General features: G+C 62.7%; 14 protein-coding genes. 10 read left to right on the top strand and 4 right to left on the bottom strand.

Going from position 1 to position 15,080, the window contains the following annotated elements; all coding sequences use genetic code 11:
* Positions 1 to 48: 48 nt before the first annotated feature.
* From HX817_RS17355 to HX817_RS17365, 3 genes are all read left to right on the top strand, one after another.
* Positions 49 to 558, top strand: coding sequence for a sigma-70 family RNA polymerase sigma factor (locus HX817_RS17355; protein WP_008433639.1), 510 nt, complete (start codon positions 49 to 51; stop codon positions 556 to 558).
* Positions 555 to 1,511 carry a FecR domain-containing protein gene (locus HX817_RS17360; protein WP_008433641.1) on the top strand — a complete coding sequence of 319 codons (957 nt, stop codon included), beginning with the start codon at positions 555 to 557 and terminating at the stop codon, positions 1,509 to 1,511. Before HX817_RS17355 ends, HX817_RS17360 begins: the two co-directional genes overlap by 4 nt.
* 94 nt (positions 1,512 to 1,605) lie before the next feature.
* Complete coding sequence (locus HX817_RS17365) at positions 1,606 to 4,059, top strand: TonB-dependent siderophore receptor (RefSeq protein WP_177040682.1); 2,454 nt, start codon at positions 1,606 to 1,608, stop codon at positions 4,057 to 4,059.
* 62 nt (positions 4,060 to 4,121) lie between these two features.
* On the opposite strand, the gene HX817_RS17370 is transcribed toward HX817_RS17365, so the two are convergent.
* Positions 4,122 to 4,826, bottom strand: coding sequence for a DUF3142 domain-containing protein (locus HX817_RS17370; RefSeq protein ID WP_008433644.1), 705 nt, complete (start codon positions 4,824 to 4,826; stop codon positions 4,122 to 4,124).
* A gap of 3 nt (positions 4,827 to 4,829) precedes the next feature.
* Positions 4,830 to 6,992 carry an outer membrane assembly lipoprotein YfiO gene (locus tag HX817_RS17375; RefSeq protein ID WP_087693601.1) on the bottom strand — a complete coding sequence of 721 codons (2,163 nt, stop codon included), beginning with the start codon at positions 6,990 to 6,992 and terminating at the stop codon, positions 4,830 to 4,832.
* Positions 6,993 to 7,214: 222 nt separating this feature from the next.
* On the opposite strand from HX817_RS17375, the gene HX817_RS17380 reads away from it, so the two are divergent.
* Both HX817_RS17380 and HX817_RS17385 read left to right on the top strand, forming a co-directional pair.
* Entirely contained in the window at positions 7,215 to 8,810 is a 1,596-nt protein-coding gene (locus HX817_RS17380) for a glycosyltransferase family 39 protein (RefSeq protein ID WP_177040684.1), read from the top strand.
* Positions 8,811 to 8,885: 75 nt separating this feature from the next.
* A complete protein-coding gene (locus tag HX817_RS17385; protein ID WP_177020625.1) occupies positions 8,886 to 9,131 on the top strand; it encodes a DUF2789 domain-containing protein in 246 nt (81 codons plus the stop codon).
* 4 nt (positions 9,132 to 9,135) lie between these two features.
* On the opposite strand, the gene HX817_RS17390 is transcribed toward HX817_RS17385, so the two are convergent.
* Positions 9,136 to 9,429 carry a type II toxin-antitoxin system RelE/ParE family toxin gene (locus tag HX817_RS17390; protein WP_177027844.1) on the bottom strand — a complete coding sequence of 98 codons (294 nt, stop codon included), beginning with the start codon at positions 9,427 to 9,429 and terminating at the stop codon, positions 9,136 to 9,138.
* Entirely contained in the window at positions 9,426 to 9,704 is a 279-nt protein-coding gene (locus HX817_RS17395; RefSeq protein WP_003218199.1) for a hypothetical protein, read from the bottom strand. The genes HX817_RS17390 and HX817_RS17395 overlap by 4 nt, the downstream gene beginning before the upstream one ends.
* A gap of 260 nt (positions 9,705 to 9,964) precedes the next feature.
* On the opposite strand from HX817_RS17395, the gene HX817_RS17400 reads away from it, so the two are divergent.
* Genes HX817_RS17400 through HX817_RS17420 form a run of 5 tightly spaced genes read left to right on the top strand, consistent with a single transcriptional unit; the run spans position 9,965 to position 15,003 of the window.
* Positions 9,965 to 10,396 carry a MarR family winged helix-turn-helix transcriptional regulator gene (locus HX817_RS17400; RefSeq protein WP_008433651.1) on the top strand — a complete coding sequence of 144 codons (432 nt, stop codon included), beginning with the start codon at positions 9,965 to 9,967 and terminating at the stop codon, positions 10,394 to 10,396.
* Positions 10,393 to 12,471, top strand: coding sequence for an FUSC family protein (locus tag HX817_RS17405; RefSeq protein WP_177027843.1), 2,079 nt, complete (start codon positions 10,393 to 10,395; stop codon positions 12,469 to 12,471). The genes HX817_RS17400 and HX817_RS17405 overlap by 4 nt, the downstream gene beginning before the upstream one ends.
* Entirely contained in the window at positions 12,468 to 12,677 is a 210-nt protein-coding gene (locus tag HX817_RS17410; RefSeq protein WP_003218193.1) for a DUF1656 domain-containing protein, read from the top strand. Before HX817_RS17405 ends, HX817_RS17410 begins: the two co-directional genes overlap by 4 nt.
* On the top strand, positions 12,674 to 13,564 hold the full coding sequence (locus HX817_RS17415; RefSeq protein ID WP_003218191.1) for an efflux RND transporter periplasmic adaptor subunit: 891 nt from the start codon (positions 12,674 to 12,676) through the stop codon (positions 13,562 to 13,564). Before HX817_RS17410 ends, HX817_RS17415 begins: the two co-directional genes overlap by 4 nt.
* Positions 13,561 to 15,003 (top strand): efflux transporter outer membrane subunit, encoded by a 1,443-nt coding sequence (locus HX817_RS17420; protein WP_008433656.1) that lies wholly within the window; start codon positions 13,561 to 13,563, stop codon positions 15,001 to 15,003. The genes HX817_RS17415 and HX817_RS17420 overlap by 4 nt, the downstream gene beginning before the upstream one ends.
* The last annotated feature ends 77 nt before the right edge of the window (positions 15,004 to 15,080 follow it).

Here is a 15,080-nt window from a genome sequence, read left to right on the forward strand (position 1 = left end):
CAACAAGGTGTAATGATAATTGCTCTCAATAACGTATCCGAGCTTTTCATGGACACCGCGACTGACGGCCGGCAACAGCTTCATCTCCTGTATCGCGACCATCATGGCTGGCTGCAAGGCTGGCTGCGCAAACGCCTGGGGGATCGCGAACACGCCGCCGATGTGGCGCAGGACACCTTCCTGCGCTTACTGGTATCGGGGCGCTTTCCCGGTGACAAGGAAAGCCGCAGCTACCTGACGCAGATCGCCCGCAACCTGGTGATTGATCAATGGCGACGCCTGCGCATCGAGCGTGCCTACCTGGAAAGCATTGCCCACCTGCCGGAGCCCGAATCCCCGTCCCTGGAAACCCGCGCACTGATCCTCGAAACCCTGATGCAGATCGACGCCATGCTCGACCGCATGCCCGACAACGTGCGCCGCGCATTTCTGTTGTCGCAGTTCGAAGGGCTGAGCTACGCACAGATTGCCGAGCGCCTGGAGGTCACTGTCAGCTCGGTGCAGAAGTACATGACCCGGGCGATTCTCGCCTGCTACCAGGTCGTCTACGAAGAATGAGAACCCGGCACGAAGCGCCGATTGCCCCGGCCATTGTCGAGCAGGCCAGCGAGTGGTTGATGCTGCAATGGGGCGGCGAGATGGACGGCGATCAGCGCCAGGCCTTCGCGCGCTGGCAGGAGGCCGATCCGGAACACCGGCGCGCCTGGAAGCGCTTGCAGCAGTTACAGCAAACCCTCGGCGGTGTGCCTGTCGACAGTGCCCGTGCGGTGTTACGCGATACACCGGACACCCAACGCCGCGCCGCATTGAAACTGCTCGGGCTGTTGCTGGTGGCCGGTGGCAGCGGCTATCTGGTGCAAAGCAGCCAGCCCTGGCAGGCGGCGTTTGCCGAATACCGCACCGCCACCGGCGAGATTCGTCACCTGACCTTGAGCGATGGCACGCGCCTGGACCTCAACAGCAACAGCGCGGTCGACTTGCGCTTCAGCGCCAGTGAGCGGCGTATCCGCCTGATACGCGGCGAGATCCTGCTGACCAGCGGCCACGATCCGTCCCGGCCATTGATCGTCGAAACCCCGGCCGGAGATGTGCAGGCCTTGGGCACCCGGTTTGCCGTGCGTGAAGTGGACGATGGCAGCCGCGTCGACCTGTATGAAGGACGTGTGCAGGTACGTCCGGTGCGCGGTGCGGCGGTGCAGATGAATGCCGGGGACAGCCTGTGGTTCAGCGCCAGCCGGACTTCGACGCTGGTGCCGGTGGATGCCAATGCCAGCAGTTGGACCGAGAACCGCTTGATCGCCGAGCGCCAGCCGCTGGGGCAGTTCGTTGCCGAGTTGAGCCGTTATCGCCCGGGGCTGTTGCGCTGCGATGCGGCAGTGGCCGGCTTGCTGTTGACCGGCGTGTTTCCGCTGAATGACACCGACGCAATTCTCCACGCGCTTGAGCGTTCGTTGCCGGTACAGGTACAGGCGGTGACGCGCTATTGGGTCACGATCAAGGCGCGGGGCTAAAAAAATTTTTTGCCTGCGGCTTGTCGGTTTTCCAACCCCGTCCGGGATACCTCTTGAAAGCCAATCAAGAAGCGTTCTCACGGGGAGCCCTGCAATGTCGCACCACCCAATCCAACCCCTGGCCCGCGCCCTGCGCCGTGGCCTGTTTGTCAGTCTGCTGGCGACGGCGCCTGTGGTGCCGAGCGTGGTCCAGGCCCAGGAGAGTGCTGAAGCCCTGCGCCAATACAACATTGCGGCGGGCAACCTCGACCAGGCCTTGAACCAGTTCGCCAGCGCCTCGGGGATTCTGTTGTCGGTGGACGCCTTGCTGACCCAAGGCAAGCGCAGCGCCGGCTTGCAGGGCCGCTACGCCACCGGGCCAGGGTTGGAGCGTTTGTTGGCCGGCAGCGGATTGGTCGCGGTGCAATCCCAGGGCGGCTGGTCATTGCAGGCCCTGCCCGCGAGCGGCGCGCTGCAACTCGGTGCGACGCAGATCAGTGGTCAACAGGATCAGGAAACGGCCTGGGGCCCGGTCGACGGCATCGTTGCCAAGCGCAGCGCCACCGGGAGCAAGACCGATTCGGCGCTGGTGGAAATCCCCCAGACCATCAACGTCATCACCGCCGCCGAGATCAAGGCGCGGGGCGCGCAAAGCGTTACCCAGGCGTTGCTCTATACACCGGGCATGACGGCCGGCGGTTTTTCCGATCGGGTCAAACTGTTTGATGAGCCTACTTCCCGTGGCTTTACGCCGACGCCGCTGTACCTCGACGGTTTGCACTTGCCCTACGGCGGCGGCAGCACCGGCGGTGCTTTGCAGATCGAGCCCTATTCCCTGGAGCGCATCGAAGTGCTCAAGGGGCCGGCCTCGGTCTTGTACGGGCAGAACCAACCGGGTGGCATCGTCAACATGGTCAGTAAGCGCCCCAGCGAAACCCCGGTGCATCAAGTGGTGCTGGAGGCCGGCACCTACGAGCACAAAAGCGCCGCCATCGACCTCGGAGGACCGCTGGATGAGCAGGGCGAGTTTCTCTATCGCCTCACCGGCCTGGCCAAGGACGAACAGGGCGAGATCAACTACGTCGAGAACAAACGCCAGTTCATCGCTCCCAGCCTGACCTGGCAGCCCAATGACGACACGCGCCTGACCGTGTTCGCCCAGTACCAGAAAGACAAAGGCGTGCCCGAGGCCCAGGGGTTGCCCGCGTCCGGGACGATCTGGGACAACCCCAACGGCAAGATCAAGCGTGATGTGTTCATCGGTGAGCCAGGCGTCAACCAGTACAACCGCGAGCAGTACGTGTTGGGCTATGAGGTGTCCCATCGCCTGAACGACACCTGGACCCTCAAGCAAAACGCTCGCTACGCCGAAGTGGACGACCGCTACACCGCACCGTTGCACGGCTACAGATTTGTGCCCAACCCGGTAACTGGCGTGCAAGACCAACGCTATCTGCAACGCTTCGGTGTGGACTGGTCGCAGCACAACAAAGTATTCGGTGTGGATAGCATCGCCCAGGCGGAGTTCGACACCGGCGCCCTGTCCCACACGTTGATCGTTGGCCTGGATTACTACCACTTCAACTCGCAATTCCACGGCCTGTACGATCGTAATCCGCCGGTGATCGACCTGTTCAAGCCGGTCTATGGCCAGCGGCTGAATTTCGGCCAGCCTTATCGCTGGGACCGCACCGTGACCCAGACCGGCTTGTACGTGCAGGACCAGATCAAGTTGGACAAGTGGGCGCTGGTCCTTGGCGGGCGCTACGACTGGGCCAACGTGGTCAACAAGGAGCCACTGGCCGACACCCGCACCAGCAGCAAAGACCAGGCGTTCACCGGCCGGGCCGGTCTGGTGTACCTGTTCGATAATGGCCTGGCGCCGTTTATCAGCTACTCCGAATCCTTCCTGCCGCTGTCGGGCACCGATATCAGCGGCAAACCGTTCGATCCTTCTACCGGCAACCAGTACGAAGTCGGCCTGAAATACCAGCCGCCGGGCCAGAAGAGTTTTGTGCAGGTTTCGGTCTATCAACTGGATCAGAAAAACGTGCTGACCACCAACCCGGTAGACACCACCTTCAGCACCCAGAGCGGTGCCATGCGCTCACGTGGCGTGGAGCTGGAAGCCAAGGCCTCCCTCAGCGATGCCTGGGACGTGGTCGCCTCGGCAGCGCGCAACGACATCAAATACACCAAGGACAACGACGGCCGCCAAGGCCGACACCCGGCAGGCATCTCACCGCTTACCGCTTCGGTGTGGGTCAATTACACCGTCCTCGGCGACACACCCCTGGCCGGTGTTGGCGCAGGCTTGGGCGCGCGTTACGTTCGCAGCAGCTTTGGTGATTACTACGCAGGGGCGTTCAGCATTCCGTCCTATACCGTCTACGACGCCAGCCTGAGCTACGACCTGGGCCGCTCGGCGTTCAAGCTCAAAGGCGTGAAGCTGGCAATGAACGTGCAGAACCTCACCAACAAGACCTACGTGTCGCAATGCACCAGTGACCTGGATTGTTACTACGGGGAAGGGCGCACGGTGGTGTCGAGCTTGACTTATGACTGGTAGATAGCGGTCATTCGCGGGCGTTTTTTAGCCCTGAGTGCCCACAGTCCAAGGACCGTGGGCACTCAGGGATTCTGCAAAAACACCACATACCCGCGAAACCACTCACTCCCCTTCAAATACCCCGGCTCCTCCCATGCCCCACCCTGAATCAACCCAATCTTGAACGGCACCCCCAACCGGTTCATCCGTGGCAGATACGCCGCGTAGTCCGGGATGCTGTGGCGGCCCTGGTAGGTCTGCACCACCACTTCATCAATCACGCCCTTGAGTTGTGCGATGGCGGCCGGGTCGGCATTGCTGCTCCAGTCCATCAGCCCGGTGATGCTCAGGCGTAGATCCTTGGGCAAGCGTTGGCGCAGGTCGCGCAGGAAATCCGCGTATTCGTCGAGGTATTGCGTGCGCGCATCGAAGTCGATCTGGATGCCCACCACCGGGTTGCCCGCATCCCGCCAGCGTTGCACCTGGCCGAGCATCTGGCTGTACACCGACTCGGGCCAGTGCAGGGTGTGGGCGCGGTACACCACCCAGATTTCACCCTGGGTGATGCGCGGCACACTCATGCCCTGGGCGATGAATTGCACGCCACGCCGGGGCGCGCGGCGGGTCGAGTTGATCTGGCCCTGGAGGATGTACAGGGTTTTCGCCTGCTTGAGCACCGGCTGCGGCGCGACGCCGCTCCACAGCCAGAATGCATCATGGTCGCGGGCGTCCACCGCGCCGAAGGCCGGGCTTGCCAGCAGGAGCAGGGCGAGCCAGAAACGCTTCACGGCTTACCAGTAGTACTGCAGCGACTTGCCCCACTGGGTGTCGGCGAACCCGGTTTTCAACTGGCGGAACCAGCCTTTGCGCACGTTCTTGTCGACGTCTTCGCCGCCGCAACTGTTGTAGCCCGAAGGTCCGTAGCAGTTGATGGCACGAAACAGCGCGTAGGCCTTGTCGTTTCGCGGTGCCTTGGGATTACCGATTACCCGCTTGTAGCCCTCCAGTCGCGAGAAGGTTTCACCCTTGAAGGGCGAGGCAGTGCTGCCCAGGCTGCCGGCGGAGCGCGCCTGTTCCAGGGGCATGCCGTCCAGGCCGTTACGCAGGACGAATTCCCCCAGGCAGTTCAGGCCCTGCGGGTTTTTCGGATCGGCCTGCAAGGTGCTGGCGATTTGCGCGATGCTCGGGCAGGTGTAGCCGGACTCGGCCTTGTCACCGTTCCACTGGAACAGTCTCAACGACTGGCCGCCGCTGTAGACGTAGCCCAGGCTGGTGCCGAGCTTGTCATCGGGAACCGAGGCGGGCAGTTGCTTGAGGTCCTCGGCAAAGGTCTCGAACTGGCCGCGCAGCAGGTCTTTATAGAGCAGCGTGAATTGCGCAGTCTGGCGCTCTACCGGGTCTTCGGCATGGGCAAGCTGTTGGCGCAGCAGGTCGGGACCGGCGACGTTGCGCAGCAGGATATAGCGCACCTGCTTGGCACTGATCGGCGAATCGGCGGCGAATACCTTGGCCAGCTGGCCGCTGCGTTCGTAGTTCATCGCCAAGGCCAGCTCCAGCTGGTCACGTTGCAACGGTTGCTTGGCCAGCGGCAGCAGTTGCAGCCACAGCGCCTCGGCGGCTTTCCAGTCTTCCTTGGCTTCCAGCGCGAGGCCACGCAGGGTCTGTTGGCTGAAAGCGAAGTAGTCGAGATTCGACGGCACGTCTTGCGGCAGCAGCTTCAAGGCACGGTCGGGCTGATGCTCGACGTTCAGGGCAAACGCCGCCTGCACGTAGGCATACAGCGCGGGCTCCTGCGCGAACACCGCTTTTTGTGCATCGAGCGCTTCACGCGTGAGCTTCGGCGGCTCACCGGCACGCATCCACATCAGGTCGTTGAGGGCCAGGATCAGCGGGTTGCCCACAGGTGCCGTGGTGCTGGTCAGCAGCTTGGTGTCCGCTTCCTGCACCAGTTCATCCAGCGACACGTTGCGCTGGGCATCGGTGGCCTGGGTCAGTTGCCAGGCAAAGTCGTCCGCCAGTTTGTCGGGGTTGGGCGCCAGCCAGTGCACCCGGCGCAACAGGCCACGGGCGGAGGCGGCGTATTCGCCCTGTGGATAAGTTTTCAGGTAGTCGTCGAAAGCGCTTTCGGCCCGTTGCAGGGCAGACTTATCCACATGTTCAAGCGACGGCGTGCCGTATTCATCGAAGGCATTTTGCTGGGCGTCGTTCAGCGCGGTGCGGGCGGTCATGTACAGCGCTGTTTCCTTCAGCCAGGGCAGCGAGCTGCTCGTCAGCCCGGCAAAACCTTTTTGCGCATCGCTGAAGCGTCCGCTGTAAAAGTCCCCGGCGGCTTTCAGGTAGGTGAGCAATGCCTGGCCGTCTGCCGATTTGATTTGGTCGGCCTCGCCTGCCGCTACGCCGTCCGAGGAACAACTGCCGAGCATCTGCAGCCGCAGCTTGGCCAGTAACTGGCGCTCGGCCTGCGGTACATCGGCCTTCACCACCTGGCTGATAAACGCGGCGGCGCTGTCATCGGCGTTGCTGCGGCAGCGGCTGCCTTCGCCGGAAAGGAAGGCTTCACCGGCGGTCTTGGCGTCGTCGCGGGTGATGCCCAGCGGGCTGAGCAGTGCATCCAGTTCGGCGGTGCGCGAGTCGTCGGGTTTGTTGTCGGGCTCATCCGCAGCCGGCATAAGCCGATACACCGGAAAGGGCACCGGGCCAAATCCTTCGGACACGTCCTGCTCGCCCAAGGCATTCGGCGCCAGCGGCATGACGTTTTTGTCCGCCAGCAACAGCCGCAGGTTGACCCGGCTGTCATTGCCGGGGCTCAGGAAGGGCAGGTTGCTGCACACGTCCAGGCTGTTGCGCGACACCCGCCAATCCGGGTAGCAAGAGTCATCGCCGCTGGCGTGGGCCTGGAAGGGAAGGGTGGCGAGCAATGCCAGTGCCAGGGGTGACAGAAGACCGATGCGCATGAAATGTCCTTGATCCTGAATCCATGGAAGGCAGCAATCATAGCGTGATCCGATGAAAGCGTCGGAGACGTCCTGCGCAAAATTCAGATTTGTCCGATTGGCGGATGGTTGGTCAAATCCATGCAAAACAGCGGGCGAATCAAGGCCTTTTGACCTAGAGTGGCGGGTGTTCGCGCAAGCGCAGGTTCAGTAGTGGGTGAGGAAGTAGAGGTGCGACGCTCTGTGGCGGAACAAGACAACAAGGCCGGGGCATTGCCCGTGCTCAATCCTGGCCTTTGGGAGAATGCCGGCTGGCTGGCTCGGTTGTGGTGGGTACCGCTGGTGGCGTTGGCCATGGCCGTGCGTTTCTATGGCCTGACCGCCTCCGCCATCTGGGGCGATGAAGGTTCAAGCCTGCTGCTCGCCGAGTATTCCCTGGAAGACCTGTGGTTTCACGCCGCACATGACGTTCACCCGCCGCTGTATTTCTGCATGCTGCGCGGCTGGATCGAGGTGTTCGGCGACAGCATTTTCTCCCTGCGCAGCATGAGTGCGATCCCCGGTGTGGTCGCAGTCGGCCTGGGAGTCTGGCTGACAAGGCTGATCGCGACCCGTCGCGCGGCGGTGCTGGCCGGGATTCTGTTGGCGTTGCTGCCCACGGCAGTGCGCTACAGCCAGGAAGTGCGGATGTATTCGCTGCTGGGCGTGTGGCTGCTGGCCGCCACCCTGGCCTTGGTGTATTGGGTCCGCCAGCCTGAGCGCAAGCGCTATCTGGTGGCCTATGCGCTGTTGATGACGGCAGCCTTCTACACCCACTATTTCACCGCGTTGTGCGTGCTGGTGCATTGGTCATGGCTGCTGTTGCTGCGCCAGCCACGGGCCGGCGGCATGCGCCTGATCACGCGTGCGGGCTGGTGGTTGGCCAACGTTGCCATTGTGTTGCTGTACTTGCCCTGGCTCCCGAATCTGCTGGGCCTGGTGCAGCACACCGAAGAACTCAAGGTGGGCGGTGATATTGGCTGGGAAGACCCGGTCAACCTGTATTCCGTGCCGTCGATGGTGTGGCAGTTCCTCATTCAGGACCCGGGCGACCACTTGTGGCGACCGCTCTTTGTGGTGTTTCCGTTATTGCTGATGGCGCTGGTCGGTATGACTGCCTGGCGCGATCAAAGCCGCTTTCGCTTTGGCTGGCTGCTGGGGCTTTTTTTCATGCTGCCAGTGCTGCTGGTCTATGGGGTTTCGTTTATTTCCCCGGTGTTTATCGAGCGTTATCTCACCGCCTACGCGATGAGTTTGCCGATCATCGTGGCGTTGGCCGTCGACCGTCTGTCGCCGCGCCTGCCGCTCGCAGCGGCGGCAGTCTTCGTGTTGTTTGTCGGGGTCGATCTGGTGGGCGTGAAAACCAACTCCACCGTCGATGAGCATGATCAATTCAACGTGGTGGTGGAGTTCGTCAATCGCAACTACCAGGAAGATGACCGCATCGTCATCAGCGACATGCTGTGGTACCTGCCCTACGTCTATTACGACGAGACCGACGCCCAGTTGCAGCTTTTCACACCGCCGACCGCCGCCGGCAAGTCCACCCGGCCTAATGCCTATGGTTTTGGCACCCTGGTGGACCAGGATGGCGGGCGCATCTACCTTGATCGCTTGTCGGCGTTACCCGCCGAGATCCAGCGTGTATGGCTGATCAGCGCCGCGGAGCCGCCGGATGAGTTTGCCCCGTTGCCGGCCGGATGGCGTCAGCTCAGCCAGCAGGACGGCGGCGGCGCGCGGGCCCGGCTGTTCGTGCTGTGTAACGCGCCAGCGGGCGTGCACCGTGAGGGCTGTGATTAATCTGCGCAATACCCGAGAGGTTTATGTTCGCCTGGGGGGCTAGACTCAGGTGAACACTCTCTCCAGGAACGCCTCATGGAATCCCCAGTCCACAACTTGCCATCGTTGTTCAAACAGCTCGGTTTGCCCGATGACCCGGTCAGCATCGAGCGGTTCATCGCGGTCCACTCCCCACTCAAGCCCGAATTGCATCTGGCGGAAGCGTTTTTCTGGACGCCGCCCCAGCGGGCGTTTTTGCGTGAAGAGATTCTGGAGGACGCGGATTGGGCGGAGGTGGTGGATGAGTTGAATTTGCGGTTGAGAGAGGGGCGAGGAGTCTAGGCCGTCAAGAGGCGGTTGCTTTCTCTGGTGGCCATTGGCGAGCGGTGTGCACAAGCGCCACGACCCTTTCTACGTCGGGCTCAAGTTGGTAAGCAAGGCGGTAGCTTGGATGAGGAATGACTTCGCGTGTGCCTGTGATCCTGCCGAGTGGGCCGATTTCTGGGTGTTTTGCCAGCCCCAGCACTGCACTGCTGAAGCGTCGATCCATATCGGCTGCGGCTTGTGGGTTTTTCTCAAATAAAAAGTCCCAGATATCCCTACGGTCCTGCGCCGCTTCCGGCGTCCAGGCAACCCTCATTCCTGATTATCTACGTGAGCACGTTTCGCAGAAAACTCAGCTTCCAAATCCTCATTGGAAATCTCTCTGCCTGCCTGTATCGAGGCGCGAGAGGCGTCTACTTTACGCTGCAAGAACGCGTCGTACTCCCGTGATTCCTGCTGGGCCTGGACAAACTGACGCATCATATCTCGCACGATTTGCGATGCAGGACGGTGGGTAGCCTCGCACTCGGCCATGAATTGGTCGCGTAGTTCCGACTCAAGCTTCAAGGTGAAAACGGCTAGTTTTGACATAAGTGAATGCTCTAGATTGGTATGTACGAAGTATATACAACGTGCATACCTGACGACGCATGTGAGCTGAGTGAGGCGACTGATGGTTGCTGACAGCAAACCACCTTTCCCCAAACCAGCTTTACTTAGCCCACGGGCCATCCACCCATCCGCAAATTTGTATCAAAACTTGACTGCATTGGATCCATCGACCATATTGATAGTTAGCAAACTAACTGTATGCGAATAATCCAGTGTCCCAGACCCTCGAACAACTCCAGATGAACATCAGCAGCAGCATGGTGGTAGGTGCCAGGACCTGGCGCAAAATCTGCCAGACCACGCTCGTCAGCTATGGCATCTCCGAAGCCTGCGCCGTGCCGCTGCTGATGATCGGCCGCCTCGGCGACGGTGTGCACCAGGTCAAGGTAGCCCAGGCCGCCGGGATGGAAAGCCCGTCCCTGGTGCGCCTGTTGGATCAGCTGTGCAGTTCCGGCTATGTGTGCCGCACCGAAGACATCCACGACCGCCGCGCCAAGGCCTTGAGCCTCACCGCGCGTGGCCGCGAGCTGGTGCAGGCAGTGGAACAGCAACTGGTGCGCCTGCGCCGCGAGGTGCTGGCGACAATCGACCCCGATGACCTGGAAGCTGCTTTGCGTGTACTGCGGGCCTTCGAAGGTGCCAATCAACATCCCATGGTTGTGAGTTCTTGAACGGATTTTTTACCGGCATGCCGCCGGCCAGGGATTGGTTCTATGGCGTAAGGACATTCGCCGCTTCAATGATCGCGTTGTACATCGCCATGCTGATGCAAATGCCGCGTCCGTATTGGGCGATGGCCACGGTGTATATCGTGTCCAGCCCGTTTGTCGGCCCTACCAGCTCCAAGGCGCTGTACCGGGCGGTCGGTACCTTCATGGGCGCGGCCGCTGCGGTGTTTTTTGTGCCGATGTTTGTGCAGACGCCTTACGTGTTGGTGGTGGTGATCGCGCTGTGGACCGGGATTCTGCTGTTCCTGTCCCTGCACCTGCGCACCGCCAACAGCTATGCGCTGATGCTGGCCGGCTACACCTTGCCGCTGATCGCCCTGCCGGTGGTGGATAACCCGCTGGCGGTGTGGGATGTGGCCGAAGCGCGGACCGAAGAGATCTTCCTCGGCATCGCCGTGGCGGCGGTGGTGGGGGCGATGTTCTGGCCGCGACGCCTGGCGCCGGTGTTCGATGACTCGGTGAGCAAGTGGTTTGCCGACGCCCAGATCTACAGCCAGCGCTTCCTCAGCCGCAACGTGCAACCCGAGGAAATCAGCACCCTGCGCGGCGGCATGGTCGCTACCTTCAACACCCTGGAATTGATGATCGGCCAACTGCCCCACGAGGGCTCCCGGCCGCAAACGGTGCGCAATACAAAGGAGCTGCGCGGGCGGATGATCCACCTGCTGCCGGTGATCGACGCACTGGACGACGCCGTGTACGCCCTGGAACACCGCGCGCCGGAATTGCTCGAGCGCTTCACGCCGCTGCTGACCGCCGCCAACGAGTGGCTGGCCAGCACGCAAAAGGATGCGCCCCTCGAACGCTGGCGTGTCCTGCGTGACCAGATCGAAGCCCTGCAACCCGATGCCGACGCCCTGGATGACCGCCATCAGTTGCTGTTCTCCAACGCCCTGTATCGCCTGGGCGAGTGGGTGGATCTGTGGCAAGACTGCCGCAGCCTGCAAGCCGCCATCCAGTGCGAAAGCCAGGACAGCTGGCGCGCAGTTTACCGCCACTGGCGCCTGGGCCGGCTGACGCCATTCCTCGACCGTGGCCTGATGTTCTACTCGGCGTTTTCCACCGTCACCGCGATCATCGTCGCCTCGGTGTTGTGGATCCTGCTGGGCTGGACCGACGGTGGCAGCGCGGTGATCCTCGCGGCGGTGGCCTGCAGCTTCTTCGCCTCCATGGACGACCCGGCGCCGCAGATCTACCGGTTCTTTTTCTGGACGGCGATGTCGGTGCTGTTCGCCAGCCTCTACCTGTTTCTGGTGCTGCCCAACCTGCATGATTTCCCGATGCTGGTGCTGGCGTTTTCGGTGCCCTTTATCTGCATCGGCACGCTGACGGTACAGCCGCGCTTCTACCTCGGCATGCTGCTGACGCTGGTCAACACCTCGTCGTTCATCAGCATCCAGGGTGCCTACGACGCGGACTTCCTGGCCTTTGCCAACTCCAACCTGGCGGGCCCGGTGGGCCTGTTGTTCGCCTTTGTCTGGACCCTGATTGCCCGGCCGTTCGGCGCTGAGCTTGCGGCCAAGCGCCTGACCCGTTTCAGCTGGCGCGACATCGTCACCCTGACCGAGCCTGCGACCCTGGCCGAACACCGCAAGATGGGCGTGCAAATGCTCGACCGCCTGATGCAACACCTGCCGCGCCTGGCCATGACCGGCCAGGACACCGGCATCGCCCTGCGGGAAGTGCGGGTGGCGCTGAACCTGCTGGACCTGCTGGCGTACTCGCCGCGCATCCTCGGGGTGCCGCGTGTGTTGTTGAACCAGGTGGTGGAAGGCGTCGGCGGTTACTTCAAGGCCTGCCTCAAGGCCGGTGAACGTCTGCCGGCCCCCAGCGGTCTGCTGATGACCCTCGACCGTACCCGCCGCGCCCTCAACGGCCAGGGCCTGCAAGGCGAGGACGAAACCCGCCTGCATTTGTTGCACGCCCTCAGCGGCTTGCGCCTGGCGCTGTTGCCCGGCGTGGAATTTCTTGGCGGCACAGAGATGGAAGCGCCGTTACCCGATGGAGCGCCTTTATGATCGGTGATCTGGATATCAGCGGGGTGTTCCTGCCCACGTTGCTGGTGCTGATGGGCATTACGTATGTGTTGTACCTGGTGGTGCACGGGCTGTTGACCCGCGTCCACTTCTATCGCCTGGTCTGGCACCGGGCATTGTTCAATGTGGGTCTCTACGCTCTGTTGCTGGGCGCAGTGGATTCACTCAGTCGATACCTCATGACATGAAAAAACCTTTTTTGACCATTGGCCGTGTAGTCCTGACGTTACTGGTGGTGACCTTCGCCTGCGTCGTGGTGTGGCGCATGGTGATGTACTACATGTTCGCGCCGTGGACCCGTGACGGCCACATCCGTGCCGACATCGTGCAGATCGCCCCGGACGTGTCCGGGCTGATCCAGCAAGTGGACGTGCGCGATAACCAGTTGGTGGTGCGCGGCCAGGTGCTGTTCTCCGTCGACCAGGACCGTTTCAAGCTGGCCCTGCGCCAGGCCCAGGCCGCCGTGGCCGACCGTCAGGAAACCCTGGCCCAGGCCGTGCGCGAGAACAAGCGTAACCGTGGCCTCGGCAACCTGGTGGCCAGCGAGCAACTGGAAGAAAGCCAGTCCCGCGTCGCCCGTGCCCAATCGGCCCTGGCCGAGTCGCAAGTGGCGGTGGATGCCGCGCAACTCAACCTGGACCGCTCGGTGATCCGCAGCCCGGTGGACGGCTACATCAACGACCGTGCGCCGCGTAACCAGGAGTTCGTGACCGCTGGGCGTCCGGTGTTGTCGGTGGTGGACAGCAACTCCTTCCACATCGACGGCTACTTTGAAGAGACCAAGCTCGACGGCATTCATGTCGGCCAGAGCGTCGACATCCGCGTGATCGGCGACAACGCTCGCCTGCGCGGGCATGTGCAGAGCATCGTCGCCGGTATCGAAGACCGTGACCGCACCAGCGGCTCCAACCTGCTGCCCAACGTCAACCCGGCGTTCAGCTGGGTGCGCCTGGCCCAGCGGATTCCGGTGCGCATTGCGTTTGACGATGTGCCGGCGGACTTCCGCATGATTGCCGGGCGCACCGCCACCGTGTCGATCATCGACGACCAACCCAAGTCGGAGAACAAGCCATGAAACGGCTTTTAGCAACCGCCGGGCTGGGGTTGTTGCTGTCGGCCTGCCAAGTGGTGGGGCCCGATTACAAGCTGCCGGACAAGGCGGCCGTGAACCGCGGTGACCTTCAGGGCCAGTTGGCCGGGGAGGGCAGCAATGTGGTGTCGGCGCCGGTGCCGGCGGACTGGTGGAAGCTCTACCAGGACCCGCGCCTGGATAAGCTGGTGGAGCAGGCCATGGCCTCCAACACCGACCTGCGGGTGGCTGCGGCCAACTTGCAGCGCTCGCGCTATCAGGTGCAGCAAGCCGAATCGGCCGGCGGCTGGAGTGCCGGCGCCAAGGCCGAAGCCCAGCGCCTGCAAGAATCGGGTGAGGCCTATTTGCTGACGGAAAAAGTCCCGGTGGCGAATATCGGCAGCGCCAGTATCAGCACCTCCTATCAATTCGATTTGTTCGGCACCTTGCAGCGCGGCATTGAAAGCTCCCAGGCCACTGCCGATGCGGCCCAGGCGGCGTCCGATATCGCCCGTATCACGCTGGTGGCGGACGTGGTGCGCTCCTACACCCAAGTGTGTGCGGCCAACGAAGAGCTGGCGATCGCCAACGAGTCCCTCGACCTGCAAGCCCAGAGCACGCACCTGACCCAGCGCCTGCGGGATGCCGGGCGCGGTGATGAAACCCAGGTCACCCGTTCGCAAACCCAATACAAATCCTTGCGCGCCGAAATGCCGCGCTATGAAGCACTGCGCCAGGCCGGGCTGTTCCGCCTGTCGATGTTGCTGGCCAGGCCGCTGGATCAACTGCCGGCCGGCACTGCCCAATGCGCCGAGCTGCCGCACATCGCGCAGTTGTTGCCGGTGGGCGATGGCGCCACGCTGCTCAAGCGCCGCCCTGACGTGCGCCAGGCCGAACGCCAACTGGCGGCGGCCACCGCGCGCATCGGTGTGGCCACCGGCGCGCTGTACCCGGACATCAGCATCGGCGCCACCGTGGGTACCGTCGGCATCCTGGATGACCTCGGCACCCCGGCCACCAACCGTTGGGGCTTTGGCCCGCTGATCAGCTGGACGCTGCCGACCAACGGCGCCCGCGCCCGCATCCACGAAGCCGAAGCCGCGACCCAGGGCGCCCTGGCGCACTTCGACGGGGTGGTGCTCAACGCTATCCGTGAAACCCAGACGGGCCTGGCGCAATACACCGCGCAACTGCAACGCCGCGATGCCCTGGCGGATGCCGGCGCGTCGGCCAAAGAGGCGGCGGAGCAGACGCACCGGTTCTTCCAGGCCGGCCGCGCGTCGTTCCTGGCCGACCTGCAAGCCACTCGCACCTACACCGACGTGCGGGCGCAATTGGCGGCGGCGAACACCCAGGTTGCCATGAGCCAGATCGATTTGTTCCTGGCCCTGGGCGGTGGCTGGGAAAGTGGACGAACGCAAGCCACACAAGCCAGCAAACCCTGAGCTGATTGCTATGCTTTGACAGGCGGACTTACGTGATGGTCCGCTGGTCACTGCTCGCGTTTGCTCATGGGGATTCC

The organism is Pseudomonas sp. C6002 (assembly GCF_013385805.1).
Taxonomy (GTDB): domain Bacteria; phylum Pseudomonadota; class Gammaproteobacteria; order Pseudomonadales; family Pseudomonadaceae; genus Aquipseudomonas.

Coding starts and splice junctions, on each gene's coding strand:
- HX817_RS17395 (WP_003218199.1), bottom strand. CDS start 9,704: ATGTCAAAACTAGCCGTTTTCACCTTGAAGCTTGAGTCGGAACTACGC.
- HX817_RS17365 (WP_177040682.1), top strand. CDS start 1,606: ATGTCGCACCACCCAATCCAACCCCTGGCCCGCGCCCTGCGCCGTGGC.
- HX817_RS17390 (WP_177027844.1), bottom strand. CDS start 9,429: ATGAGGGTTGCCTGGACGCCGGAAGCGGCGCAGGACCGTAGGGATATC.
- HX817_RS17420 (WP_008433656.1), top strand. CDS start 13,561: ATGAAACGGCTTTTAGCAACCGCCGGGCTGGGGTTGTTGCTGTCGGCC.
- HX817_RS17385 (WP_177020625.1), top strand. CDS start 8,886: ATGGAATCCCCAGTCCACAACTTGCCATCGTTGTTCAAACAGCTCGGT.
- HX817_RS17415 (WP_003218191.1), top strand. CDS start 12,674: ATGAAAAAACCTTTTTTGACCATTGGCCGTGTAGTCCTGACGTTACTG.
- HX817_RS17355 (WP_008433639.1), top strand. CDS start 49: ATGGACACCGCGACTGACGGCCGGCAACAGCTTCATCTCCTGTATCGC.
- HX817_RS17375 (WP_087693601.1), bottom strand. CDS start 6,992: ATGCGCATCGGTCTTCTGTCACCCCTGGCACTGGCATTGCTCGCCACC.
- HX817_RS17400 (WP_008433651.1), top strand. CDS start 9,965: ATGAACATCAGCAGCAGCATGGTGGTAGGTGCCAGGACCTGGCGCAAA.
- HX817_RS17360 (WP_008433641.1), top strand. CDS start 555: ATGAGAACCCGGCACGAAGCGCCGATTGCCCCGGCCATTGTCGAGCAG.
- HX817_RS17410 (WP_003218193.1), top strand. CDS start 12,468: ATGATCGGTGATCTGGATATCAGCGGGGTGTTCCTGCCCACGTTGCTG.